Genomic DNA, 24,084 nt, shown 5'->3' with positions numbered 1-24,084 from the left:
CTCTTTCATTCTTTTGCTATGAGGTACCTTGTATGAGCCATGATCCTGTTATTAATGCCCTTGCGACGATTCGAGCCTGTAAACCGAATTTCTCTCCCCGTGCTGCTATGATTTTGGGCTCAGGGCTTGGCGCGTTTGCCGATAATTTAGATAACAAAGTAGTGATCCCCTATGAAGAGTTAGACGGCTTTCCTGTGAGTACCGTCGTCGGCCACTCTGGAGAGCTTGTGCTCGGCAGCTTACATGGCATCGATATAGTGTGCATGAAAGGCCGCGGGCATTTTTACGAGCACCAAAGCATGAAGGTGATGACGACGCCTGTGCGTACTTTCAAACGGTTAGGGTGTGAATTGTTACTCGTGACTAACGCTGCGGGTTCATTACGGCCAGAGCGGATCGGCGTGGGATCATTAGTGATTTTCAGCGATCACATCAATACTATGCCGGGTACGCCCATGACGGGCGCAAATGATGATAACTACGGCCCACGCTTTTTTAGCCTAGCCAATGCTTATGATAAAGATCTGAGAGTAGAAGCCTTAAGTGTCGCAAAAGCCGCAGGCATTGAAGTGAATCAAGGGGTCTTTGTGTCTTACTCTGGCCCGTGTTTTGAAACCGCGGCTGAAATCCGCATGATGCAAATTATCGGTGGCGATGTAGTGGGAATGTCCGTGGTGCCAGAGGTGATTTCGGCGGCGCATTGTGGTTTGCCCGTGTTGGCTGTGTGCGCTATTACCAATATGGCAGAAGGATTGGGGGACGTGCAGTTATCCCATGAACAAACCTTAAAGTGTGCCAAGCTTGCTGAAGTCGACTTTATCCGTTTAATTGAGCGTTTTACTGCAAGCCATTTTGCTTAATATTTTGCATAACTGTGCTGCTATATTGCGATAGGGCTGGGATTTTAAAAGCTCGTATCTAACAGTTCGTACTTAAACGTGAGCGAGCAAGGCGCCGCACAATTCAGTTCTCCGAATGTTTTTGCGAAATACGGCTGAAGGTTAAAAAGTAAAGGGAGCAAAGCTCCCTTTTTAAATGCTGACATTAAGTGTAAGTCTTGATTCAAATCGTTTATTTTTGCGGTTTTTCTGAAATCCACAATTTGATATGTCCTTTCACCACAACCACTCCTTGGGTGTCGTAGGCGGTAACGGGGACCAGCATATCGCCGGGCGTCCATTGCTCTGGTGTCACTTCGGCGACACATAAAATATCGCTGCCTGCTTTAGCTGTATAATCCAAACTCATGCCCTTAGGGATCCAACGTAAATGTTTTGGAATAGAGGCTTCGGCCATCACGCCCATGGCCATTTCTAGACCATTACAAATCGCAATCACATGCACAGTTTTTATATGATTATGAACGGCATGGCGTTTTTTAATTAAACAGGCGCAGTGATTAAGGCGTAATTCAGTGATCAGTGGTTTGATGGTGCCGAAATAGGGCGCCATGCGTGAAACCATGATTGAAAATAGTTTTTGGCCGAAGGGATAACGGCGAGTTTTGTGGTAGAGCGCGAGCACTTTATTAGGTTTTTGTTCTGCAGTGCTAGAAGAGTCTGTCTGGCTCATGGTCATCCTTAATAATGGTGCAAAGGGGTGTTGTTATCTTGAGCCTGTTCCAAGTTGAGCTTGGGTTGCTCTGGTCGGATGAGTGTAACATTAGGATAACAACAAATACCAGTCGGCTTAATTAAGTAAACTTCATTTCGCGGTTTTAAGTGTAACACCGTATAATTGCGGCCAATTTGTCGTGTAGCGGCAATGGCATGTTGATTTAACTACAAGGACTCACAGTGAAATATTTGCTGACGTATTTTAAGGGAATGGCCATGGGCGCTGCTGATGTTGTGCCTGGCGTTTCGGGCGGCACCATAGCGTTTATTACCGGTATTCTCGATACTTTGCTCGATAGTGTAAAACGCATTAATCCTTCCCTTTGGGGTGTAATCAAGTCGCAGGGCATAAAAGGGGCATTTGCCCATATTAATGGTGGCTTTTTAGTGAGTCTGCTGGCGGGGATCCTGACCAGTATTTTTACCTTTGCGAAGCTGATTTCTTGGTTGTTGGCGGTACATCCCATCCCGATCTGGTCGTTCTTTTTTGGGCTTATTCTTATCTCTGTCGTGCATATGCTTAAGCAAGTGAGTGGTTTCACTGTGGCACGTTTAGGTTTATTTGCGCTTGGTGTGCTGGCTGCATGGGCGATTACTGTACTGAATCCGGTCGCGGTAGAAGCCAGTTACATGAATATCTTTTTCGGCGGCGCGATTGCGATTTGCGCTATGGTATTGCCGGGAATTTCAGGCAGTTTCATCTTATTATTGTTAGGGTTATATCCTGTGGTCCTCGCTGCCGCTAAAAATATTCAGCTGGATATTTTGGCCTGTTTTGCTGCTGGTGCCGTGATGGGATTACTGACGTTCAGCCATTTATTGTCGGCGCTGCTGCGTAAATACCATGATGCCACTATCGTGTTTCTAACCGGATTAATGTTAGGTACCTTAGGTAAAATTTGGCCATGGAAAGAAATCTTAACTTGGCGGACCAACTCCCACGGCGAACAAGTACCTTTGCTGGAGCAAAATATTTCCCCGCTTAATTTTGAGCAAGTAACGGGTCAGCCTTCACAACTGATGTTAGCCATTGTGTGTATGTTAGCGGCGATTGCACTGGTTTGGGGGTTAGAGAAAGTGGGCAAAAGAGATTAGCCCTTTGTTACCTCAACATCATATTCAATAAAAGCAGCGAGATACGCTGCTTTTATTTTTTTGCTCATATGCTCATCTTACTTGAATCAGGTCAGCTTTCGACTTTAGGGCAATGTCATTTTAGCCCTGTTTTGGTTACAATCACAGTTCACATTTAGCGTACTCAGTCGACGTTATGTTCCAGTTTAAACTCAGTGAGAGTTTGCAGTTACGATAAGGATATACTTGTGGATAAAAAACAGGTCTCGTGGGGCGGTGTAGCGCTGGCGATTTTTGCTTTGGGTCATGTGGTTAACTTACTCATAGATAAACAGGATTCTGATATATCGCCCGAATTAAAACAGCAAATTTCTGACACGATATTGGCTCACAGATCACCATCCACCACGAATAATTCATTAACGTCCATCCCGAGCAATCTTGAGGTGGCCGACGATTCTACCAAAATCCCTATGCCTGCCCAGTTAGCCCAAGTGAGTCAAATCTACAGTAATCTCAGTGCATTTGCGGCACTCAAGCAAGACGGTACTGTGGTGGCATGGGGCGATGCTGAATGTGGTGGCGATATCAATAATGCCGCAGAGCCTCTGGTCAATGTAAAAGAGTTATACGCGGCGGAGAATACCTGTGGTTTTGCGGCCTTAACCCGTGATGACAAACTTATTCCTTGGGGGATGGGGATGAAGCAAGTGCTGACAGGCGTTCGTTCTTTTGTGTTGGCAGAAGGGCTTTATGCGGCCATCAAACAAGATGGTAGTGTAGTCAGTTGGTCTAATCTGGATTCAACACCAGCCGAACTGCTCTCGGGTCAATATGCTGCGCCTGCGATGACCAATATTGATTTTGTGTTGATTAATAAAGGTGCCTTTGCTGCCTTAAAGCTGGGGGGAGCAGTAGTGACTTGGGGCGATGCCGCTTATGGTGGCGATAGTCGCCACGTGGCCTCTGAGCTTAACCATGTCGATCTGCTCTATGCCAACAATAATGCTTTTACCGCGAGGACTGCGACAGGGAAATTAGTGTCTTGGGGCGGGGTCAACGATGATCAAAAAGGCCGCGAACAACTGGCAAAACTCAGCCAATTAGCGCCTGCCGTGAAAGTTGTCAACACGGATCATGGGTTTGCGGCGCTGCTGGCGGATGGCAGCGTATATACCTGGGGTGAGGGCGAATTGACTGAGTATCACGTCGCGTTTCCAGCGCGTTTATCTACTACAAAACGCGCCAATAAAGTGATTGATATTTATGCAAATCGTGGCGCATTTGCCGCCCTAACCATCAGTCGTCAACTGCACGTATGGGGCAGTAAATTCAATGGTGCCGATACATCAGTCCTACAGGATAAGTTGCAAAAAGTGCACAAGGTTTATCCCTTTGAGGAGGGTTTTGTCGCGTTACGCAGGGATAATACGGCCATTGCTTGGGAAGGTTGGGACTTGGTAGACAAGCAACCACGTTATCAAGAAGTCACTCAGGTGAGTAAAGTGGTGACCTATGAGCGGGAGTTTGCCTTTTTAAAACAGGATGGCACTGTGGTTGATGGCCACTCTGGACCCAAAACTGAAATTACCCAAGCAACGGATATTTTCCCGACAGGCTTAGGGTTTACGGTTAAACGCCAAGATGGTTCGATTGCGGTGTGGATGGGAGGTGAGGCTGCGTTAACATTAGATAAACAAGCCGTTGATTTGAGCCAAATGCGCGACATTCGCAGCAATTTGCTCGATGCCATTGCCTTAATGGCCGATGGCACAGTGCAGGCATGGAATATGATGGGCTTTAGCGGACAAGCTGCGCAATAACAAGCGCAATCACAAGTGCAAAAATAATAAAACGAAAGGGCTAAGGTTATTTACACCTTAGCCCTTTCTATTTAGGCGAGTTTTTTCTCGCTTTAAGCTTGATTGGCTTTGATTTCCCGCAGATAGCGATAAATCGAATGCACTGAAATCCCCAATCGAGTGGCCGCGACTTGGGCACTGTCCTTGAGTTCGAAAATCCCTAACTCGTGGAGTTGATTGACGATTTCGCGACTCTTTTGTGAAGGTGAAATCGCGGGATTCGCGCGAACCTCATGGTTCACACTGTCGATAGTGCTATGGAGCGCTTCATCGATATTGCGGGCAAACACCTCGGGCGAGCTGGTCAGTTCGCTGCCAAGGAGTTGCTCTGGCATCATAGTGCGCAGAACTGATTGCAGTGGTGCATCCATGTCGCTGTTAATACACAGTAACCCTATGGGTTGATTTTTACTGTTACGGATCACCGTCGTAATTGATCTTAGCGTCTTACCATTGGCACATTTAGTCAGGTAAGAGTTGGAAATATCCTGACCGGTTTTGAGCTTGAGCAAGGCAAGGTTGGTTATTGGAGCACCCACTTCACGGCCTGTGACATGGCTATTGGCAATTTTGACCACAGACGGATGTTTCGCATCTAGGCTGTGCAATACCACTTCTGTGTGTTGGCCATACATGGCAGCGATGCCATCGACGATATTTTCGATGGATTTCAGAATATCCAGATCACTTTGCGTTAAATCTTGCAGTTTCACAATTTCAACCTTTAGTTATTAACCCGCAAATATTCAGCGGGTTAAAATCATCATGCCGACATAATATCGATAATAGTGACATCTGTGGATGACATGCCATTGAGGATCATTTTGCCAATGTTTTTAATGGTTTTCTCTACATCGGTAGCAATAATACCTTGGCCTGAGACATTGTGACTACTGAGCGCCATCAAAAATGAGCGCACGGCCGCACTGGATGAAGTGCTAACCTTCATGGCGCAGGACGCTTTAGCGCCGTCACATACCATGCCAGAGCTGTCGCTGATCACGTTTTGAATCGCGAAACAGGATTGTTCGAACGAGCCACCGGCTAAATACACCATGGCCATAGAAGCGGCTGCGCTGGTGACTGTATTGCCACAAAATGCCGACAGTGGTGGATAATGGGACTTGATATAAATCGCCCCTAGATGGCTCATAATCAAGGCGCGGGCGAGTTTTTCTTCCGAAACCTTATAACATTGTGCCGTCAATACCACAGGAATAGTTGCCGCTATGCCTTGATTACCACTGCCAAGATTACTCATGGCGGGCAAGTTTGCCCCGCCCATGCGAGCATCGGATGCTGCAGCAGTTAACATGACAATTTTATTCAGTAAGTCTTCACCGATAATGCCCGCGGCTATGCCGCTTTTCATGGTGCGGCCGACTTCCAGCCCATAGGGATTCGCCATGCCTTCATCGGATAATTTGCCGTTTAGCTCAGAGGCTTCGAGAATGAATTTGATCTCTTCGAAGGGGACTTCTTGGGCGAAGCGATAAATGGACTCGATAGTGATATCCACGCCTTCACAGATGGAACCAGTGGCTTTAGCTTGCGTGCTATCGACACTGAAGACGGATTCGCCGTTGAGGCGCTTCTCGGCGATCAGTGTATGGCCGCCGCAGATTTTCACTAGGGCTTCGCGGTCGCCTTTTTTCGCGATGACACAACAATAGATAAATTCTGCTGTTTCGGTGCGCTCGACCGTCACTTTGCCCGCATCAATAAGGGCCTGTGCTCTGGCGACTTGTTCTGGCGTGATCACGGCCAATACTTCTAAGCCCGCATCAGGATTACCCGCAATGGCGCCTGCTGCAGCGGCAATTGCCAGACCGATTTTGCCTGTGCCAGGCACAAACACGCCCATAGAGTTTTTATAAAGATTGTCAGACACTTGTACTGCTATTGAATCGGGTTCAACACCCAGCAAGGCGCGGGCGACGGCGGCGGCGTAAGCGGCGGCGATGGGCTCTGTGCAGCCTAATGCGGGCTTAACCACTTGTTTAATGATTTGAATATACTGCTGCCATTGGGGTTTCATGAGCTTACAACCTTATGTTAATACTTAGATTTTAACGTGTGCTATCGCTTCAACTTCTACTTTAACGCCCAGCGGAAGGTCCTTCACTGCAAAACAGCTACGAGCTGGGCAGTCGGTTTTAAAATAGGTTTTATACACTTCGTTAAAGGCGGCAAAGTCACTGATCTCTGCAAGATAACAAGTGGTTTTAAGAACCGTTTCTAAGCTGCCACCACCCGCTTCGAGCACGTATTTGAGATTCTCTAATGATTGAATCGATTGCTCAGTAATCCCACCGTCAACTACGCTGCCTTTCTTTTTACAAACAGGGAGTTGGCCAGAGGTAAAAATGAGGTTGCCATAGGCTGTGCCATGGGAATAAGGGCCAATGGCCGCGGGAGCACGTTCTGCGTGAATAATGGTTTTCATTGTCTCTCCAACTTGCAAATAAAATTGAATGCCTAGGTCGGCGTATGTGCAACATTATTTGTATTTTTATGTTTTATTGCAATTATTTTTTAATGAATTTCATTTGTTACTGCGGTTTGTGCGCTATTTATCTCGTTTTCAGTCAAGTTGTGAGCTTTAACTCTTTGTTCAACAAAAGTTGAGTATTTTGATTGCTGAGTTTGTTTTGTTCAAATATATTTGCACAAAATAATGCCAACTAGGTAAAGGTGAAATGATGGATGCAACAATTACTGCTGCACAGTGGAAAGCAGATACCCGCTTCGATAGTACGGATTGGGGCTGGATTATCATGAGTATAGGAATGGCGATTGGCGCGGGGATCGTATTCTTGCCTGTGCAGGTCGGTTTGATGGGGTTATGGGTTTTCTTACTGTCTGGCATTATTGGCTATCCTGCCATGTATATGTTCCAACGGTTGTTTATCAATACCTTAGCAGAATCTCCAGAATGTAAGGATTACCCGAGTGTGATTTCGGGTTACTTAGGTAAAAACTGGGGTATGTTGTTGGGTGGTTTGTATTTCATCATGCTGGTCATTTGGGTGTTCGTTTATTCAACGGCCATTACAAACGACAGTGCTTCATTTTTGCAAAGTTTTGGGGTCACTAAAGCGTTATTGTCAGAAAATCCTTTCTATGGTTTAGCCTTGATCTGCGGTCTTGTTGCTTTAGCCTCCCGCGGTGAGAATCTTTTGTTTAAGATCTCTACTTTTATGGTACTGACTAAGTTGGGCGTTGTCGCCGTGCTAGGGTTATTGATGGTGGATAAATGGGATATCAATAATATCGGCGCTATCCCAGCAACGGGAGATTGGTTAAAAGATGCGGTCGTTATGCTGCCCTTTACGCTAACATCGATTCTGTTTATTCAAAGTTTAAGCCCTATGGTGATTTCATACCGTTCGCGGGAAAAATCCCTTGCGGTAGCGCGCTTTAAAGCGATGCGCGCTATGAATATTGCCTTTGGCGTCTTGTTTGTCGTGGTGTTCTTTTATGCTGTGTCATTCACCCTAGCAATGGGACATGATCAGGCTGTGCGTGCATCGGAAGAAAATATCTCGGCTCTTGCTATGGTTGCCCAAGGTATGCAGGGACAAACACTGAAATTGCTGAGTTTAACCTTGAATATTTTTGCGGTGATGACGGCTTACTTTGGCGTATATCTTGGTTTTAGGGAAGCTTGCCAAGGATTGACCATGAACATGCTGCGCCGTTATATGCCTGAAGATCGTATCAACAAAAAGCTTGTTGGTTACGGCATCATGATTTTTACCATTCTATTATCTTGGGGCGCGATTGTGTTGAATGCGCCAGTGCTAAGCTTTACGTCGATTTGTAGTCCAATTTTTGGTTTAGTCGGTTGTTTGATACCCGCTTATTTAGTGTACCAAGTACCTGCATTACATAAGTACAAGGGGGTGTCGCTGTATATCATTATTATCACAGGCTTATTGCTGTGTGTATCCCCCTTCTTAGCGTTTAGTTAACACGGATAAAGTGGTACAAAAAGATAAGCTTTAAGGAATTAAAAAACCGGTATTTAGTGTAAACTCAATACCGGTTTTCTGTGTTAAGTCATCATCTCGATAATGCTCTATGGTCAAAGTTTGAATTGAGATGTGGCGTTTTTCAGTTCATTGGCAAAATCGACTAATCCCTCAGAAACATTGCGAACCTGCGACAGAATTTGCAATGTCTGTTCAAATGAAGCGTTCATATTGACGACGTTATCGACCACTTGAGAAGCAACCGAGGCTTGCTCCTCCGTTGCCGAGGCGATGTGAGTATTCATACTATTGATACTGACAATCTGCTGTTGAATTGATTTCAGTGCACTCCCTGTATTTTGAGCATTGGTTTCATTTTCCGATGACTTCGACATCGCCACATTCATGGTATTGACCGAGGAAATGGCCGCCGTTTTAAGGTTTTGTAACACATGACGAATTTCAGTGGTTGCATCGGCTGTTTTAGAGGCGAGAGCGCGGACCTCATCAGCGACTACGGCAAAGCCTCGTCCTTGCTCACCCGCGCGGGCGGCTTCGATGGCGGCATTAAGTGCCAACAGGTTGGTTTGCTCGGCAATAGAGGTAATCACATTTAAGATAGAAGTGACATTTTCAGTATCTCTGGCGAGCTCGTTGATCGAGTTAGAAGCCGCCTGAATTCCTGTATTTAATTGCTGTGAAATATCGATTGTGCGCTGAACGACTGTCATACCTTGCATCGCTTCTTTCTCCGCGACCTGTGCTGCACTGGCGGCTTGGCGGGCATTTTGTGAGATTTCGATGACAGAGTGACGCATGTCTTCCATTGAGACTTGTACTGCGCTGGCATCATGGCTTTGCCGCTGGGTGGCATGCGTCGCATCTTCCATGCGCTGTTTCAGTGAGCGCGAGCTATCAAGCAAGGGATCGGTAACATTCACCACCCTTCGAATAGAATCTCCGAGCAAGCGAAGAAATCGATTGAAGTTACTTGATACTTGGCCGAGTTCATCACTACCAGATACTTTGAGCTGATGACTAAGATCGCCTTTTCCATCGGCCAGCTCACTCAGTGACTGGGCGACATTACGCGCAGATGAGCTGATAGCACGTGCAATGGCAATAGTGACAATCAACATCACGATCAGCAAAGCGATGCCGATGGAGAGGGTGAGCCACAAACTTTGCGCAGATCTGTCGCCAGCTTCTTTTATCGATTGTTTAAATTCGAGTACTTTGCTTTGTTTGTAATCTTGTATTTCATTAAGTACAGCTTCATAGGCTTGGGATTTTTCTTGGCTGATCTGGCCAATGTTTGCCATATCAATCGTACCCGCCAACATGCCTTTAGCCAGCTTAATCGTCATGTCGTTATAGCGGGTTAATTTAGCGGATAGATTACTGAGTTTATTGGCTTGCGAGGGATCGACACTATCTAATTGTTGTAGGTTTTTACGTAGAGATTCATACATAGTACCTGCATTCGTTAACAGGTCTTCGTCGGCAAAAGAAACCGATTGAGTGTAAAGTTCATCGAGTCGTTGGATAAAAAACACGTTTTGATTGGCGAGTTCAACTCTTTGGTAAACTTGCTGTTCCATATAATTAAGTGTGGTGCGATTTTTATTTATGGAGATGACACTAATGCTTAAGTTTAAAGCGAAAATGATGACAGCTAAAATAAATATCGCGATAACTTTTTTAAAAATAGAAATATCATTAAAGAAATTCATCCCTTGCCCCCAAGTTGTGCCGAGCTTGAGCTCGGCACTCCAATCTAAAACTCGGCAATAACTTTTACCGAATCATTGGCCTCACTACTATCAATATAGCCAATAATATTGGGGTTCGATGCAACTAATTTTATCATCTCCGCCCCACTAGTGACTTCCTTGGGTGGCGTTCCTTTGCCTGTAAATACTTTTTGTGACCAATATGACTTAAGTTGGCTGGATGACTTGCCCAGCACTTTAGTATCAAAGGTTTCCCTTAAGGGCATAGCACTGTCAAGATTGACCGGCACGGCTTGCGCTCCACCAGGAAAGGTCTTTGTTTTCCCTAGAAAAATATTTTCAATAACCTTTTGGTCGACAGTGTCTGCATTACTGGGATGAACGATGACAACCACACCCGCAAATAGTGGCATTGAGACTAAGCTGAGTAGGATTAAGCAAAGTAACTTATTCATTTCTCTCTCCTAAAATACTAAGTCAATGCCAAGACTGATGGATTTCGAATCCCCTGCGACTTTCATACCTGGGCCACCGTCATCTTTAACGTCATCATACTGAATTTTAAAGGCCGCCGAAGGATGGAAATCCCAACGTATACCTGCAGAACTTGTATGGTGAACTTCACCGCCTTCACCATCATTGAAGTCTGAATAGGAAATGTAAGGCATCACTGAATCGATACGATAGCCGAACGAGAGAAGATAAGTATCTAGATTACTCCCATCGAGATCTAAGCGGTTAAGCTCAGATAAAAAAAGGAAATTCTCATAATCTATATTAACGGATAGGCCATAAAACTTACCCGTACGTTGGTTGCTACCATTCCATTCCTGCTGAATACCACCAATATAACGTTCGTTAGTGTATTGCATATGCGTGAGGCGAATATCTAACCAATCTTTGTTGAATTGAACAACAATACCGCCTATATCCTTCCATACTTCTCGGGTATTTTCGAGGAAGAAAAAATCAGATAAAAGCTTATTAGGTTCGCTATCTTCGCTACCGTAATAGACTTGTCCAGACATAGTCCAGTCGCCAATTAAATAGTTATATAAGGCGCTGACACCTGTGTAGTTAAATATTTGCCATGTGTAATTATCTGCGGGTGGACGTATCCAAGGATAAGCATATCCAACATCAAAAAAGTCACTGTAATAGTAGAGCGGTAAGCGTTTTTTACCTCCTTGTACTGTCCAATGATCATTGATCTCATAGGACAGATAAGCCCATTCAAAACTTGCCGAAAAGTCATCAGCCCCGCGGGAAACAACCTGTGCAGTGGCAGATAAACCTTCGAGTAAATCCGCTGAGAATTGAATACCAAATAAGGTATCGGGTTTGAAACTAATATCTTCATCATAGGCGCCAACGAGTGGATAATCGGCGAGAAAGGTGGGGCCTAAATCAAACTCTGCAACGCCCGAACCTTCGAGAACTTGACCAGCAACAACTGAGGCAAAACCTGAAATGTTGACTTCTGCATAAGCGGTAGAACTGAGCAAAAGTGAGCAAAGACCTAATGAAAGCTTATGTTTCATAAAAAAGCCCTTTAAGTGAGTATATTCGTTTTTAAGCCTAGAACAGGCACAAACATACGCAAACTTTTATTAAACATTTTTGCAACATGGTGGTCTGGCTCCCATTTTGAAAGATAAGTTTGATATTTTATGAGTAAAAAGCGTTAGGTAATTCGAGCTAACTTAAGTCAAAACTGTAAGTTCAATATTCTAAATTTGGAATGATTACTCAGCCATACCATTAAACTGTTCAGGTGAGACTGTGATCTCCCTGAAAACTGTTTCGAAAATTTGCCAAAGAATATTACTGATTTTGCTAAATGAGAGACTCAAAGCTTGAGTGAAAAGTGGTGAGATAATTATCTTTATTAACAACATTAGTCAAAGCTAAATATGGTTGTTATTTAGCCTTTAGATTATAAAAATAACGTAATTGATACTTTTTTATTAAACTAAAATTTTTTTTACATAAAAATGCTCTAAGTCTATCATTGATTATGCTTGTTAAGTCAACGTCGATATTTATTCCATTTTCATGTGTATGCCAGCGCTGTAGCATATTTTACTGAGTCTTTTTCTCCGATGTCGTGGTTTTATACTGTATGGTTAGCGGCTTGATTGCTGCACAGTGCTGTAGCACCTATAATCTTGCTCTCTTATGTTGAGTTTCTCTTCTTCCTAAATATGATCCAATAAAAGGAATTTCATAATGCAAAGACGCAATTTTTTAAAAAGTGCGGCTATTTTGTCGACTGCGGGTTTTATCACGCCAGTACTAGCATCTTCCTCTAAATCGAGTGTCGTTGAACATGGCTCAAGCGATGGACGCCGCCGTTTTACCTTAATCAATACTTACCATCTTATTGCCCCAGAAGGGTCTGAGGGTGTGGTTAAGTTGTGGATCCCTTTGCCCGAAGACACGCAATTCCAATTGGTGAGTCAGCTGAATTTTACGGGTAGTTTTAAAGACGCCTATATCAGCTCAAACAACAGTTATGGCGCCAAAACCCTGTTTGCGACTTGGCCCGATGCCAAAGCGAACATGACAATAACGGTTGAGCTTGATATTGAAACGATAGATTGGGAACCCGTTAAAAGCGGCGCCTTAACCCATTACCGCACCCCAGAGCAGATACATTATCCTGCAGATGTTGAACGTTATTTGCTGCCGACTAAACACATGCCGATTAATGGTATTGTGAAGCAAACAGCAGATAAGATCGTTGGCAGCGAGACTGAACCACTGAAGCAAGCACGACTGATTTATCTTTGGGTTAGCGCTAATATGTTTCGCGATAATAGCGTGATTGGCTGTGGTACGGGTGATGTAGCAAGTATCCTCGAAAGTGGCAAGTTAGGCGGTAAGTGTACCGATATTAACTCAGTATTTGTGGCGCTAATGCGCGCAGTGGGGATCCCTGCCCGTGAGATGTTTGGGATTCGCTTAGGTCAGGCGATCAAGATGGGCGAATACTCTAAAAAGGCCTTTGGTAGTGCCGATGACAAAGGGGTTGCCGATGTCAGTGGTGGTCAACATTGTCGCGCTATGTTCTATTTAGCGGGTTATGGTTGGTTGCCAGCCGATCCCGCCGATGTGACAAAAATGCGTTTGACGGAGAAAAAAGAACACAGCGATCCCGCAGTTCAGGCCGTGAATGATTACCTCTTTGGTAATTGGGAAATGAACTGGGTTGGCTTTAACTATGGCCGCGACTTTGATTTATTCCCTGAAGCCGAGCAGACACCACTGAATAACTTTGGCTACCCTTATGCCGAAGTTGATGGCGATCCCGTGAACTATTATGAGCCTAAAGTGTTTGCCTATGACTACCAGTCAACCGAACAACGCTAAGGGCATCTTAGCGACTATGGCCGCCGCAGTGGTTGCTGCGGTTGCTTCAAGCCTATGCTGTATTGCACCGCTTATTTATCTGGTGTTCGGGGTGTCGGCCGCAAGTCTATCGGGGATTGAGCAACTTAGCTGGCTGCAAGTACCCATGTTGATACTGTCGTCTGGGCTGATTCTGATGGGATTTTGGCGGCTCTATTTTGCTAAAAAGCCACTGTGTACCGCGACGTTGAGTCGTACTCAGATGCTGTGGCTGTACTGGTTAACTGTACCTGTTGTGCTGGCATTTCAGTCATATCCTTTTGTATTACCTTGGTTATTAGAGGTGCTTGAATGAAGTTAGTGTTATTTCTCGCCTTAAGTCTGTGTTCAGCGTCGAGCTGGGCGGCAAACGTGCTGGTCACCTTAGATGTTAAGGGCATGACTTGTCCGCTGTGTGTCACTGTCGTGAATAAAGCGCTGCGTAAAACCGATGGGGTGATTAAGGCCAAGGCTTCGTTAAAAACAGAGCAAGCCTTAGTGACAGTGCCAGAGGATTTTAATCTAGATAGTTTGCTTAAGGCCGTCGACGAAACTGGGTATAAGGGCAGTATTAATAAGGTAGAAAAACAATCCTAAGCGTTGGTGTCTTTAGTAACGGATTGAGCGACATTATAAAATATCAGTCTAGTTTTAAATGATTAGACTGATATTTCACCGAGAAAATACACTCTGTATCCCACCTGTTACTTCCTTCACTGCCTATTTTTCCTTTGCGGGTCATTTCTTCGTTAGCTGTAATACACCTCGGGCTCGATACGACGTTGCCGCTCTTCATTTTTCTCCGATGATTCCTTAATCAGATCCAATTTTTGCGCTTGCAGTAATTCTAGTTGCTTGGCTTTTTGTTCTTCAGATAGATTTTCATCGGCGGCAACCTTCGCCATTTCTTCATCTATCTTATTAATTTTATCCCTATCGACTCCTGTACGGTTATCTAAAATAGCCTGCATGGCTTTGTCCAACCTGTTGATGCTTTTGTCTGGTTCAGGCGTGCCTGCAATGGCTTGCACATTACCCGTGTAGCCTTGTTTGGCGTTAGGGGCCAGATGGCTATAGGTATCGGCAGTCGTTACCGATGCTGCAGAGGAGAGCGTTACAGTATCTTGGCTTATTGATGAAGTTAGATTCGCCGCCGTCATTGAATTTGCACGAGTTCCTAGGCCATTTGTGCTCGGCTCGACTTGCTTGAGTGGCACATTGGCATAACTTTTCGCAAAGGTATTGGTATAACTATTGGGGTTAATTGTGCTCATATTCGACTCCTTTATATATGAATCTGTCCCTTGGCCACCTGCGGTTTAAAATGTTGAGCGGTTAACTAATGGGTGTTGCTGGACGTTTCAATATTATTTGATGACAACTTTGCAATTTGAATTAGCAAGTTATAGGCCAAGTTAGGTTTATTTGTGGTTGATTTATCAGGAGTCACTGTTAAACGATACTTTAAAAAAAATATTTATACAAAAACTTGATCCTTGTACAACTATGGTCCGTAATTAAAGGCATAGTGATACAAGGAGTCGACTTATGTACAAGTTTAACCCGCAGCGAATTCAGATTGGGATCAGCGCTTGTCTATTGGGGGAGAAGGTTCGTTTTGATGGCGGACATAAAAATTCGACCTATTGTAATCAAGAGATTAAGCAATTTTTCGATTATGTGCCCATTTGTCCTGAAATGGCGATTGGCTTAGGTGCACCCCGGAAAAGTATCCGACTAGTCCGTGATGGGGAAACCATCTTAGTTCAGAGTGGTGACGGTAGCTTAGATGTGACCGATAAGCTCAATGAATACAGCGAAAACAAGGTTGAAGAGCTCGATTTCCTCGGCGGATACTTACTTTGCGCTAAGTCGCCAACCTGCGGCATGGAGCGGGTAACAGAGTATAAAATTGGCACTAACAATGGTTCTAAGTCTGGCATTGGTGTATTTGCTCGCAAGTTGATGGAACGATATCCACTATTGCCCGTGGAAGAAGAAGGCCGCTTGCATGACATGGTGCTGCGGGAGAACTTTTTCACCCGCGTTTATGCCTATCACGATTGGCACCTGATGAAACATGAAGGGCTGACTAAGCATAAGTTAGTGAAGTTTCATTCCCGCTATAAATACCTGTTAATGGCACACAGCCCGACATGGTATCGCGAGCTTGGGCCGATAGTGGCCAATATTGAGGATCTTGAGCAAAGCGCGACCCGCTACTTTGAAGGTTTTATGACGGCGCTGAAAATTAATGCGACCCGTAAAAATCATACCAGTACGCTGCAGCATATTCAGGGGTACTTTAAAAAGCATTTGAGCAAAGAGCAAAAGACAGAACTGTCTGAAGCGATTATGAAATATCGCCAAGGTCTATTGCCGTTATTAGTACCTATCACGCTCATTAACCATTATTTACGCGAATTTCCAACACCTTATATTGAAGAGCAAGTGTACTTAAACCCTCATCCTGAGGCGTTAAAGCTGCGCTATGCCTATTAACGTTTATCTAATCGCATTCAGTTGATTTTAGCTTTTGATTTAGTGAGTTATTACTGAAATATGAAACAAACTATAGAGAACACGGCCCACACAGAACCCAATGGTGAGATATTACTCCCCATCGGTGAAGTGTCGGCCTTAACGGGCGTGAATGCCGTGACCTTAAGGGCATGGCAGCGCCGTTTTGGCTTAGTGATCCCTGCACGTACACCCAAGGGACACAGATTATATACGAGCGAAAATATCCAAGAAATCCATGAGATTAATGCATGGCTGGCTAAAGGTGTTGCGATTAGTAAGGTTAAACCTTTGCTGATGAGTGCTGCTAAATCTTCATTTACAGAAATAGTTCAAACTCAAGCCATTGATTTATGGTGCGAGCAAGTCACTGCGCTTAATACGGCATTATTCGACTTCAATCAGCACAAATTACAGCAGATTTTAGATGATGCATTTGGCTTATATCCTTTCCAATTGGTGAAAGAAAAGTTGCTACAACCTTGGCTTAATCAACTCGAGGACTTAGTGAATGAGCGGCTCGATGCCGAGTTGATTATTGCTTGGTTAAAGAGCGAGTTACTTAACCGAGTGGGTGGACGTCATGCCTTTAATGGACAGGCAGTGACGGCGAGAATCGCTGTGGTGAGTCTATCCCGTGGAGCACATACCTCGCTTAATTCCACCCGCACTAACATTTTGTTTTCTCTACTTCTATCGCTTGAGTTAGCGTCGCTGCGGGTATCGGTTATTGATCTTGGCGAGCAAGCCATGGGCAGTTTACCTTTGCTGCGAGGCAGGCTTAACGTCGATGCACTTTTGCTTATTCCCGACTCAAATCATTCGGGTTCTGAACAGACTGAAATGCTGACTGTATTGGAACAAATGACTTTCCCATGCTGGTTTATGGGGCCTTTTGCGCCAACGTTAAGCTTTTTATCTGCTTTTTTGGCGTCTTCGACGACGGACTTGATTGGGAAAATGCCATCTCGTTTAGCGGGGAAGGTGAATAGAAGTCGTAAGCACAGTGGAAAGATGAATACCGTGAATCAAAGCGAGCAGATAAATAGCGAGAAAAACAATGACATTAGCTAACGATTCAATGCAAATAGATTCAATTCCAATAAAAGTGCAGGGCAATAATGCACTGATGTGGTTTCGCCAAGATTTACGCCTTGCCGATAATCAGGCATTAACCGCTGCTTGCGATTGGGCGCGGGAGAATGGCGTGGCACTTAAGGCCATTTATATTGCTACGCCAACCCAGTGGCAGCGCCATGACGTTGCGCCAATTCAGTTGGATTTTATCGAACGTCATATCAATTTACTTGCCCAAGGACTGGCGAGTCTTGGTATTGGATTCGAGTTAATTCAGTTAGATACCTTTGCTGATGTGCCAGCGTTTATCACTCATTACTGCCAGCAACAGGGTATTGGCCGTGTGTTTGCTGGCAGTGAGCCTGAGATTAACGAGCAACAGCGCGACCAAGCCTGTATTCAATCGGGTATTCCTCTAGTGTTAACCGAAGAACACTGTTTGCTTAAGCCGGGCACTGTGCTGAATTTATCCGGCGACATGTACAAGGTTTTCACTCCTTTTAGCCGTAAGTGGCGAGAAATTGCCGCCCGCCATGCCATTTTGCCGCTTCCAGTTCCGGCGCCACTTGGACCTGTGTTGGCCGAGCCAAAGCCGCTTTTGTTTAACAATGTCACTAAAGTGTCGAGTGAACTTTGGGCTGCGGGAGAAGGGCAGGCGAAGCGTTTACTCTCAGCATTTATTCTGCAAAAAGTGCAGGATTATAAGCAAGATAGGGATTTCCCCGCCATTGATGGTACTAGTTCAATTTCACCCTATCTGGCCATTGGTGTCGTAAGTCCAAGACAATGCGTTGCCACGCTGTTGCATCAATTCCCTGAGGTGATTGTCGACGACACTAGCCCTGCTCGTACTTGGTTAAATGAGCTTACTTGGCGTGAGTTTTACCGTCATTTGCTGGTGGCATTTCCCGATTTATCTAAGAATCACAATTTCAATCGTCAAGCCGACCATGTGCAGTGGCGCAATAACCCGCAGGAGTTTGCTGCTTGGTGTGAAGGTCGTACTGGCTATCCGATTGTGGATGCCGCAATGCGCCAACTCAATCAAACGGGTTGGATGCACAATCGGCTGCGTATGGTGGTGGCGAGTTTCCTGACTAAACATCTGCTGATTGACTGGCGCTGGGGGGAGCGTTATTTCCGCCAAAAACTGATTGATGGTGACTTAGCCGCGAATAATGGCGGCTGGCAGTGGTCTGCGGGTTGTGGCTGCGATGCTCAGCCTTATTTCCGTATTTTTAATCCTATAAGCCAGAGTGAAAAATTTGATCCAGATGGCAGCTTTATCCGTAAGTATTTACCAGAGCTCGCATCTTGGGGAATTAAGCAATTACATCAACCCAGTACAGCGCATACACCGTCCTTGTTTGAACAGCCGTTATTCAACACTAAAACGGCTTATCCAAGTGCGATTGTCGAGCACAGTGCAGCAAGAGCAAGGGCATTAACAGTATTAGGCGTATTGAAAAAGGCCACGGCCCAATAAATAGGATCAGGAGCAATAACAAGATGATAAACCAAGCGACGACTGAGACTAATACGCTTGTTGATGATTTTATTCAGCTTTATCAAGCTTTAAATAAAGATAACTTGCATCTGTTAGGTCGGGTTTACGACGACAGTATTAGTTTTACCGATCCTATGCATCAAATCACAGGGCTAGCGTCGTTAACTCAGTACTTCGCGAAGTTATATAAGAATGTTAAGCATATTCAGTTTGAGATCAAAGAAGTACAGCAGGATGCGAATCAAGCCGCGCTGTTCTGGCAGATGGAATATAGCCACCCTAAGTTGAATAAAGGCGGACTTATCCGTGTTGATGGCATGAGCCAACTTAAATTCAACGACAAGATTTATTTTCACAGGGATTACTTCGACTTAGGGCAAATGTTGTATGAGCATTTGCCTTGCATGGGCGGCCTTATCCGCTTGCTCAAAGACAGGGCGGCAAAGTAATGGACGCTGTTAAGCCGATGAAAATAAATACAGTGCTGATTACAGGTGCAAGCTCAGGCATTGGGTTGCAACTGGCGCAGGATTATTTGTCCTTAGGTTGGCACGTCATTGCCTGTGGCCGCTCCCAAGAAAGGTTAGAGGCGTTAGCCTTGAATGAACTAGTCGGTGCTACGTTGTTAATTTTTGATATATCCCAGCGCGACCAAGTTCAACAAGCTGGCCAAAATGTAGCTGAGCTATTGGCGAAAACAGATTCTCAGCTCGATTTGGTCATTTTGAATGCGGGCAGTTGTGAATATATTGATGATGCTAAGGCTTTCGATGATGTGTTGTTCGAGCGCGTTATCCATACCAATCTAATTGCAATGGGATATTGCCTCGGGGCATTTTTACCTTTAATGCCTAGGGGGTCACGTATTGGCTTAATGAGTTCCAGCGCTATTTATTTACCTTTCCCTCGCGCTGAAGCTTACGGCGCCTCTAAAGCCGGCGTGCAGTATTTAGCCTCGAGTCTTGCGCTCGATCTTGCCAAGAACGACATAGGCGTGAGCTTGATTTGCCCTGGTTTTGTGGCGACACCACTGACCGCAAAAAATGATTTTTCTATGCCAATGCAAGTGAGTGTACAAACCGCTTCTAAGGCGATACGTAATGGGCTGAAAGGTGACAAGCGCGAGATCCATTTTCCGCGACGCTTTACTTATCTATTGAAGTTGATGTCGTTTTTACCTGCCTTTGTGTGGCAAAAAATGATTGCAAACGATACTCAAGCCAAGCCGCTAAAGGACAAGAGTTTATGAAGAATATCGCCATCGTCGGCACCGGCATTTCTGGATTAACCTGTGGCCATCTATTAAGTGAGTCGCACAGGGTTACAGTGTTTGAGGCCAATGACTATATCGGCGGCCACACGGCGACAGTCGATGTGGAGCATCAAGGGCAAACCTACGCTATAGACACAGGTTTCATCGTGTTTAATGACAGAACGTATCCACGATTTGAACGTTTATTGGCTCGCCTTAATGTCACCATATTACCGACTGAGATGAGTTTTAGCGTGCACAATGCTCTGACTGGGCTTGAATACAACGGCCACAATTTAGGCAGTTTGTTTGCCCAAAAGCGTAACCTCCTGAATCCACGCTTTTGGGCCTTTTTAAAAGAAATATTGCGCTTCAATAAAGGCTGTAAGGCACTCTATCAACAGGATATTTACCCTGAAGGCAACTTAGGTGATTATTTAGACAGTGAAAACTTTTCGCGCTTTTTTGCCGAGCACTATATTTTGCCCATGGGCGCGGCAATTTGGTCTTCGAGCATAGAAGATATGCGTGCGTTTTCGTTGAAGTTTTTTATTCGCTTCTTCCAACACCACGGTTTATTAAATGTCAGTGATAGGCCCCAGTGGTATGTGCTAAAAGGCGGCTCGCGTAGCTATATTCCTGATCTTATTGCGCCCTTTAAAGACAATATCCACCTTAACTCACCCGTGACAGGTATTGAGCGCCATGGCAATGGGGTGAAGTTACAAGTTCACGGTGAATGGTTGGAATTCGATGAGGTGATTTTAGCCTGTCATAGCGACCAAGCACTGCGTATGTTAAACGATCCTACGCCAACAGAACGCGCCATTTTAGGCGACCTCAGCTACCAGAATAACGATGTGGTGCTGCATATGGATACGCGTATTTTACCGAAGCGAAAAGCCGCTTGGGCGAGTTGGAACTATCGATTAGATGGTAACCTAAAACGTCCAGCGTCAGTGACTTACAACATGAACATACTGCAACAGTTGCCAGCCAATGCGCCGACATTTTGTGTCACCTTGAATCAGTCTGAGTTGATTGATGAGGCGAAAGTGATACGCCGCTTCAATTATGCCCACCCAGTGTTTAACGAAGCCAGTCTTAGGGCTCAGGGCCGCCGTGAGGAAATATCCGGGCAAAATCATACCCATTTTGCTGGCGCCTATTGGCACAATGGTTTCCATGAAGATGGCGTTCGCAGTGCACTTGATGTGTGTGCCCATTTTGGTGTCAGCCTATGACAGGTTTAAATGTGACAGAGCTCAATAGCGGTATTTATTACGGCACTGTATCCCACAGCCGTTTTACGCCGATTAAACATAGTTTTAGTTATGCCATGGTGCTGTTGGCGATTGATTTAGATGAAGTCGATAAGATCAGTGCCATGGGGCTAGTTTTTGCCAGCCAGCGCCACGCTTTACTGAGATTCAATCCTAAAGACTATTTAACTTCTTTTACGACTACATCCAATGACAGCGGTGAAGTGGCTGTTGTCGATCCGAGCGCAGCTGCACTCAAGAGTCGCGTATTGACTCAAGTGGCAGCGTTAGGCGCAGATAAACTGTGCGATCGAGTTTTGTTTGTGGGTCAGATCCGTCATTTTGGCGTGTATTTTAGCCCAGTAAATTTCTACTTTTGTTATCAAGATCAAACGCCTTTATACATGTTGGCCGAGGTGAGTAACACGCCTTGGGATCAGCGCCATTGCTATTTAGTCGATTTAGCCGCGCCCAAACCTTCTGACAAAGTGTTTCACGTGTCTCCCTTTATGACCCTCGATATGCGTTATATCTGGCATGTGTCTGCGCCGAGTGAAGACTTAAACATCGGTATTGAAAACAAGTCGATGCAAGAGAATGGCAAAAAACTGTTTAATGCCAATTTAGTGATGAAACGTCAACCGATCACGGCGGCCAATTTACGGACGCTTTTGTTTCGCTTCCCTTTTATGACTCTCAAGATCTTCTTCGGGATTTATTGGCAAGCGCTAAAACTCTTTTTTAAACGTGTGCCCTTTGTGCCGCATCCAGCTCAGATGGAGAAATAACATGGAAAATACGGCTTCGCAAACCTCAGTCACCACAGGGAAACTGCCCGACAGTATTGCGCGTAAAGTCTTGCTTAAGGCGCTGGAAAGTCTCCCATATGGCTGCTTGACCTTGGTTGAGGGCGACAAGAGTTATCGTTTTGGTGAGAGTCATACCGATTTACACGCCACGCTTGTGGTTAAACACCCGAGTTTTTATCGTCAAATCATGCTTTCAGGCTCCATTGGCGCGGGTGAAGGTTATATTCAAGGCCATTGGACGAGCCCAGATCTCACCAAAGTCGTACAACTGTTTGCCCGTAATTTAGCCTTACTCGATAAGATTGAAGCCAAATTCTCTTGGTTAACTGGCACGATAAACCGTGTGAAGCATGTGCTGAATCGCAATTCTCAAGAGGGCTCAAAGCGGAATATTCTCGCCCACTATGATTTGGGTAATGCTATGTATGAGCAATTCCTCGACCGTGAAATGTTGTATTCGAGCGCGCTTTATCCCCATGAGGAAGCCAGTTTGCAGGAAGCGCAGTTGTTTAAGCTGATGACTATTTGTGAGCGGCTTGATTTACAGCCAGGTCAAACCTTGCTTGAGATTGGTACAGGCTGGGGCGCGCTGGCTATTTATGCGGCTAAGCATTATGGCGTACACGTGACAACAACAACGATTTCAGATGCGCAATATGCCTATACCAAAGCCCGTGTCGAACGCGAAGGGCTAAGCGATAAAGTGACGCTGTTGACAGAGGACTATCGCAATCTCACTGGAGAATACGACAGGGTTGTTTCTATCGAGATGATTGAAGCGGTAGGGCATGAGTATTTGCCAGGCTTCTTTAAAAAGCTGGAATCATTATTAAAACCCAATGGGCGCATGCTGCTACAGGCGATAACGATTGCCGATCAACGTTACGACAGCTATCGCAAAAGTGTGGATTTTATTCAGCGTTATATTTTCCCCGGTGGCTGCTTACCCTCAGTGAGCCAAATGGTCGGTCACATTGCCAAACAGACGGACATGGTGGTCTGGTCGCTCAATGATATGGGGCTCGATTACGCTAAAACCTTAAAACATTGGCATGAGAATTTTGATCATGCGATAGGCGAAATCCAAGCTTTAGGTTATGGCGATGATTTTATTCGGATGTGGAAATTTTACCTAAGTTATTGTGAAGGTGGATTTTTAGAACGTACCACAAGCACTGTGCATTTAGTGGCTGTGCGTCCGGATTATCACATTGCTAGCCATCATCTCCCAAGCCATAGCACTAATGCGACGTAATTTGTTTTGATTAAGCAGTCACTTTAGTGGAAATAACCATTTTCGTTGGAATGAGCCGCTTTGTTTGCAGCAAGATAAAAGTGAGGCAAAGATGAAGTCCATGTTAGCTAACTCTCGGGTTCCTTTTAAACATCAGGGCTTTATTCTCTATAACGCCTTGAGTTTTCAGGCTGTGTGGTGGTCTAGCGTACTTTGGCTTAACACCTCACTGTTGTTAACTATCCCTTTGTTATTATTTCACTTTATCCTGCTATCTTCCTTAAGTAAGCCCGAGTATCGCAAAGTGGATTTGTTATTGATGCTAAAGGTTGCAGCCTTAGGAATAGGCGTAGATACCGTACTCTCTGTTTTAGGGGTGTTTGAGTTTGCTCTTTTCCCTTGGTGGCTTTGTTGCCTGTGGCTGCATTTTGCTTTGACTCTGAATCATAGTTTGGCCTTTATGCGACCTTTACCGCTGATATTTCAGGCGTTACTCGGGGGCATATTTGGTGGGTTAAGCTATTTGACTGGCGCACAATTTAATGCCGTGAGTTTGCCCTATGGCAATGTTATTTCTGCTGTGGTGTTATTTTTGGTTTGGCTAGTCTTACTGCCATTTTTAATCCAACTTGCTAATCCCTATGGATTTAATCGAAGCACTAAAGCGCGTTCTTTTACTGTGTTTGGGCGTTAATTATTGAGTTGTAAAAATTGATCGCGGTTAAGTCATTATGCCGTTTTTAGTTAAGTACCTGTTGTAAGACATCATGCAGT

General features: G+C 44.9%; 24 protein-coding genes. 16 read left to right on the top strand and 8 right to left on the bottom strand.

The genetic code is table 11. From position 1 onward, the window contains the following. Nucleotides 1–32: 32 nt before the first annotated feature. Nucleotides 33–860: a xanthosine phosphorylase gene (gene xapA, locus L5L98_RS16500; RefSeq protein WP_263142417.1), complete on the top strand. Its 828-nt coding sequence runs from the start codon at nt 33–35 to the stop codon at nt 858–860. A gap of 211 nt (nt 861–1,071) precedes the next feature. Here xapA and L5L98_RS16495 read toward each other — a convergent pair whose 3' ends face one another. Further along, nucleotides 1,072–1,572, bottom strand: coding sequence for a hotdog fold domain-containing protein (locus L5L98_RS16495; RefSeq protein ID WP_198573750.1), 501 nt, complete (start codon nt 1,570–1,572; stop codon nt 1,072–1,074). A gap of 224 nt (nt 1,573–1,796) precedes the next feature. Here L5L98_RS16495 and L5L98_RS16490 point away from each other — a divergent pair, with 224 nt between their 5' ends. Together L5L98_RS16490 and L5L98_RS16485 are read left to right on the top strand one after the other, a co-directional pair. Then, complete coding sequence (locus tag L5L98_RS16490) at nt 1,797–2,711, top strand: DUF368 domain-containing protein (protein WP_028761321.1); 915 nt, start codon at nt 1,797–1,799, stop codon at nt 2,709–2,711. A gap of 227 nt (nt 2,712–2,938) precedes the next feature. Next, nucleotides 2,939–4,513: a hypothetical protein gene (locus L5L98_RS16485; protein ID WP_263142416.1), complete on the top strand. Its 1,575-nt coding sequence runs from the start codon at nt 2,939–2,941 to the stop codon at nt 4,511–4,513. Between the two features lie 92 nt (nt 4,514–4,605). Here the strand turns inward: L5L98_RS16485 and L5L98_RS16480 are convergent, their stop codons facing one another. The 3 genes from L5L98_RS16480 to L5L98_RS16470 are packed head-to-tail and all read right to left on the bottom strand — an operon-like array spanning nt 4,606 to nt 6,998. Beyond that, nucleotides 4,606–5,265, bottom strand: a complete 660-nt coding sequence (locus L5L98_RS16480) for a transcriptional regulator (protein WP_263142414.1) — start codon at nt 5,263–5,265, stop codon at nt 4,606–4,608. Between the two features lie 50 nt (nt 5,266–5,315). Further along, nucleotides 5,316–6,590: a serine dehydratase subunit alpha family protein gene (locus L5L98_RS16475; RefSeq protein ID WP_105251844.1), complete on the bottom strand. Its 1,275-nt coding sequence runs from the start codon at nt 6,588–6,590 to the stop codon at nt 5,316–5,318. 24 nt (nt 6,591–6,614) lie between these two features. Beyond that, a complete protein-coding gene (locus L5L98_RS16470; RefSeq protein ID WP_131523623.1) occupies nt 6,615–6,998 on the bottom strand; it encodes a RidA family protein in 384 nt (127 codons plus the stop codon). 256 nt (nt 6,999–7,254) lie between these two features. Between L5L98_RS16470 and L5L98_RS16465 the strand changes: the two genes are divergently transcribed. Further along, nucleotides 7,255–8,526, top strand: a complete 1,272-nt coding sequence (locus L5L98_RS16465; protein ID WP_028761316.1) for an amino acid permease — start codon at nt 7,255–7,257, stop codon at nt 8,524–8,526. A 113-nt stretch (nt 8,527–8,639) separates the two neighbouring features. On the opposite strand, the gene L5L98_RS16460 is transcribed toward L5L98_RS16465, so the two are convergent. From L5L98_RS16460 to L5L98_RS16450, 3 genes are read right to left on the bottom strand one after another with little or no spacing between them, the layout of a single operon-like run. Beyond that, the gene (locus L5L98_RS16460; protein WP_263142410.1) at nt 8,640–10,259 is read right to left on the bottom strand and encodes a methyl-accepting chemotaxis protein; all 1,620 of its coding nucleotides are present in this window, start codon (nt 10,257–10,259) and stop codon (nt 8,640–8,642) included. A 44-nt stretch (nt 10,260–10,303) separates the two neighbouring features. Then, on the bottom strand, nt 10,304–10,714 hold the full coding sequence (locus L5L98_RS16455) for a phosphate ABC transporter substrate-binding protein (RefSeq protein ID WP_105251847.1): 411 nt from the start codon (nt 10,712–10,714) through the stop codon (nt 10,304–10,306). Nucleotides 10,715–10,723: 9 nt separating this feature from the next. Further along, nucleotides 10,724–11,800, bottom strand: a complete 1,077-nt coding sequence (locus L5L98_RS16450; protein ID WP_168823015.1) for a porin — start codon at nt 11,798–11,800, stop codon at nt 10,724–10,726. A gap of 688 nt (nt 11,801–12,488) precedes the next feature. On the opposite strand from L5L98_RS16450, the gene L5L98_RS16445 reads away from it, so the two are divergent. From L5L98_RS16445 to L5L98_RS16435, 3 genes are read left to right on the top strand one after another with little or no spacing between them, the layout of a single operon-like run. Then, nucleotides 12,489–13,631, top strand: a complete 1,143-nt coding sequence (locus L5L98_RS16445; RefSeq protein ID WP_263142407.1) for a transglutaminase-like domain-containing protein — start codon at nt 12,489–12,491, stop codon at nt 13,629–13,631. Between the two features lie 16 nt (nt 13,632–13,647). Beyond that, entirely contained in the window at nt 13,648–13,965 is a 318-nt protein-coding gene (locus L5L98_RS16440; protein WP_309247085.1) for a hypothetical protein, read from the top strand. After that, nucleotides 13,962–14,246: a heavy-metal-associated domain-containing protein gene (locus L5L98_RS16435; protein ID WP_028761311.1), complete on the top strand. Its 285-nt coding sequence runs from the start codon at nt 13,962–13,964 to the stop codon at nt 14,244–14,246. Before L5L98_RS16440 ends, L5L98_RS16435 begins: the two co-directional genes overlap by 4 nt. A 152-nt stretch (nt 14,247–14,398) precedes the next feature. Here the strand turns inward: L5L98_RS16435 and L5L98_RS16430 are convergent, their stop codons facing one another. After that, nucleotides 14,399–14,923, bottom strand: a complete 525-nt coding sequence (locus L5L98_RS16430; RefSeq protein WP_263142403.1) for a hypothetical protein — start codon at nt 14,921–14,923, stop codon at nt 14,399–14,401. Between the two features lie 274 nt (nt 14,924–15,197). Between L5L98_RS16430 and L5L98_RS16425 the strand changes: the two genes are divergently transcribed. From L5L98_RS16425 to L5L98_RS16385, 9 genes are all read left to right on the top strand, one after another. Next, nucleotides 15,198–16,151 carry a YbgA family protein gene (locus L5L98_RS16425; protein ID WP_107946875.1) on the top strand — a complete coding sequence of 318 codons (954 nt, stop codon included), beginning with the start codon at nt 15,198–15,200 and terminating at the stop codon, nt 16,149–16,151. A 60-nt stretch (nt 16,152–16,211) separates the two neighbouring features. Next, on the top strand, nt 16,212–17,243 hold the full coding sequence (locus L5L98_RS16420; protein ID WP_263142399.1) for a MerR family transcriptional regulator: 1,032 nt from the start codon (nt 16,212–16,214) through the stop codon (nt 17,241–17,243). Next, nucleotides 17,230–18,732 carry a deoxyribodipyrimidine photo-lyase gene (gene phrB, locus L5L98_RS16415; protein WP_263142398.1) on the top strand — a complete coding sequence of 501 codons (1,503 nt, stop codon included), beginning with the start codon at nt 17,230–17,232 and terminating at the stop codon, nt 18,730–18,732. Before L5L98_RS16420 ends, phrB begins: the two co-directional genes overlap by 14 nt. A 23-nt stretch (nt 18,733–18,755) precedes the next feature. Beyond that, the gene (locus L5L98_RS16410; RefSeq protein ID WP_219251282.1) at nt 18,756–19,202 is read left to right on the top strand and encodes a nuclear transport factor 2 family protein; all 447 of its coding nucleotides are present in this window, start codon (nt 18,756–18,758) and stop codon (nt 19,200–19,202) included. After that, nucleotides 19,202–20,002 carry an SDR family NAD(P)-dependent oxidoreductase gene (locus L5L98_RS16405; protein ID WP_263142397.1) on the top strand — a complete coding sequence of 267 codons (801 nt, stop codon included), beginning with the start codon at nt 19,202–19,204 and terminating at the stop codon, nt 20,000–20,002. The genes L5L98_RS16410 and L5L98_RS16405 overlap by 1 nt, the downstream gene beginning before the upstream one ends. Continuing rightward, on the top strand, nt 19,999–21,249 hold the full coding sequence (locus tag L5L98_RS16400; protein ID WP_263142396.1) for an NAD(P)/FAD-dependent oxidoreductase: 1,251 nt from the start codon (nt 19,999–20,001) through the stop codon (nt 21,247–21,249). The genes L5L98_RS16405 and L5L98_RS16400 overlap by 4 nt, the downstream gene beginning before the upstream one ends. Beyond that, on the top strand, nt 21,246–22,055 hold the full coding sequence (locus L5L98_RS16395) for a DUF1365 domain-containing protein (RefSeq protein ID WP_263142395.1): 810 nt from the start codon (nt 21,246–21,248) through the stop codon (nt 22,053–22,055). The genes L5L98_RS16400 and L5L98_RS16395 overlap by 4 nt, the downstream gene beginning before the upstream one ends. A 1-nt stretch (nt 22,056) precedes the next feature. After that, nucleotides 22,057–23,331: an SAM-dependent methyltransferase gene (locus tag L5L98_RS16390; protein WP_263142393.1), complete on the top strand. Its 1,275-nt coding sequence runs from the start codon at nt 22,057–22,059 to the stop codon at nt 23,329–23,331. Nucleotides 23,332–23,422: 91 nt separating this feature from the next. Beyond that, the gene (locus tag L5L98_RS16385) at nt 23,423–24,004 is read left to right on the top strand and encodes a DUF2878 domain-containing protein (protein WP_219233928.1); all 582 of its coding nucleotides are present in this window, start codon (nt 23,423–23,425) and stop codon (nt 24,002–24,004) included. Nucleotides 24,005–24,084 lie beyond the last annotated feature (80 nt).

The organism is Shewanella sp. SM23 (assembly GCF_025654295.1).
GTDB lineage: Bacteria > Pseudomonadota > Gammaproteobacteria > Enterobacterales > Shewanellaceae > Shewanella > Shewanella oncorhynchi.
Note: the sequence above shows the minus strand (reverse complement) of the source record. Positions and strands in the feature narration are given on the sequence as shown.

Bases quoted from the DNA above. Each gene is read 5' to 3' on its own strand.
- xapA (WP_263142417.1), top strand. From the start codon at position 33: ATGAGCCATGATCCTGTTATTAATGCCCTTGCGACGATTCGAGCCTGT.
- L5L98_RS16495 (WP_198573750.1), bottom strand. From the start codon at position 1,572: ATGAGCCAGACAGACTCTTCTAGCACTGCAGAACAAAAACCTAATAAA.
- L5L98_RS16475 (WP_105251844.1), bottom strand. From the start codon at position 6,590: ATGAAACCCCAATGGCAGCAGTATATTCAAATCATTAAACAAGTGGTT.
- L5L98_RS16470 (WP_131523623.1), bottom strand. From the start codon at position 6,998: ATGAAAACCATTATTCACGCAGAACGTGCTCCCGCGGCCATTGGCCCT.
- L5L98_RS16465 (WP_028761316.1), top strand. From the start codon at position 7,255: ATGGATGCAACAATTACTGCTGCACAGTGGAAAGCAGATACCCGCTTC.
- L5L98_RS16460 (WP_263142410.1), bottom strand. From the start codon at position 10,259: ATGAATTTCTTTAATGATATTTCTATTTTTAAAAAAGTTATCGCGATA.
- L5L98_RS16455 (WP_105251847.1), bottom strand. From the start codon at position 10,714: ATGAATAAGTTACTTTGCTTAATCCTACTCAGCTTAGTCTCAATGCCA.
- L5L98_RS16450 (WP_168823015.1), bottom strand. From the start codon at position 11,800: ATGAAACATAAGCTTTCATTAGGTCTTTGCTCACTTTTGCTCAGTTCT.
- L5L98_RS16445 (WP_263142407.1), top strand. From the start codon at position 12,489: ATGCAAAGACGCAATTTTTTAAAAAGTGCGGCTATTTTGTCGACTGCG.
- L5L98_RS16440 (WP_309247085.1), top strand. From the start codon at position 13,648: ATGGCCGCCGCAGTGGTTGCTGCGGTTGCTTCAAGCCTATGCTGTATT.
- L5L98_RS16435 (WP_028761311.1), top strand. From the start codon at position 13,962: ATGAAGTTAGTGTTATTTCTCGCCTTAAGTCTGTGTTCAGCGTCGAGC.
- L5L98_RS16430 (WP_263142403.1), bottom strand. From the start codon at position 14,923: ATGAGCACAATTAACCCCAATAGTTATACCAATACCTTTGCGAAAAGT.
- L5L98_RS16425 (WP_107946875.1), top strand. From the start codon at position 15,198: ATGTACAAGTTTAACCCGCAGCGAATTCAGATTGGGATCAGCGCTTGT.
- L5L98_RS16420 (WP_263142399.1), top strand. From the start codon at position 16,212: ATGAAACAAACTATAGAGAACACGGCCCACACAGAACCCAATGGTGAG.
- phrB (WP_263142398.1), top strand. From the start codon at position 17,230: ATGACATTAGCTAACGATTCAATGCAAATAGATTCAATTCCAATAAAA.
- L5L98_RS16410 (WP_219251282.1), top strand. From the start codon at position 18,756: ATGATAAACCAAGCGACGACTGAGACTAATACGCTTGTTGATGATTTT.
- L5L98_RS16405 (WP_263142397.1), top strand. From the start codon at position 19,202: ATGGACGCTGTTAAGCCGATGAAAATAAATACAGTGCTGATTACAGGT.
- L5L98_RS16400 (WP_263142396.1), top strand. From the start codon at position 19,999: ATGAAGAATATCGCCATCGTCGGCACCGGCATTTCTGGATTAACCTGT.
- L5L98_RS16395 (WP_263142395.1), top strand. From the start codon at position 21,246: ATGACAGGTTTAAATGTGACAGAGCTCAATAGCGGTATTTATTACGGC.
- L5L98_RS16390 (WP_263142393.1), top strand. From the start codon at position 22,057: ATGGAAAATACGGCTTCGCAAACCTCAGTCACCACAGGGAAACTGCCC.
- L5L98_RS16385 (WP_219233928.1), top strand. From the start codon at position 23,423: ATGAAGTCCATGTTAGCTAACTCTCGGGTTCCTTTTAAACATCAGGGC.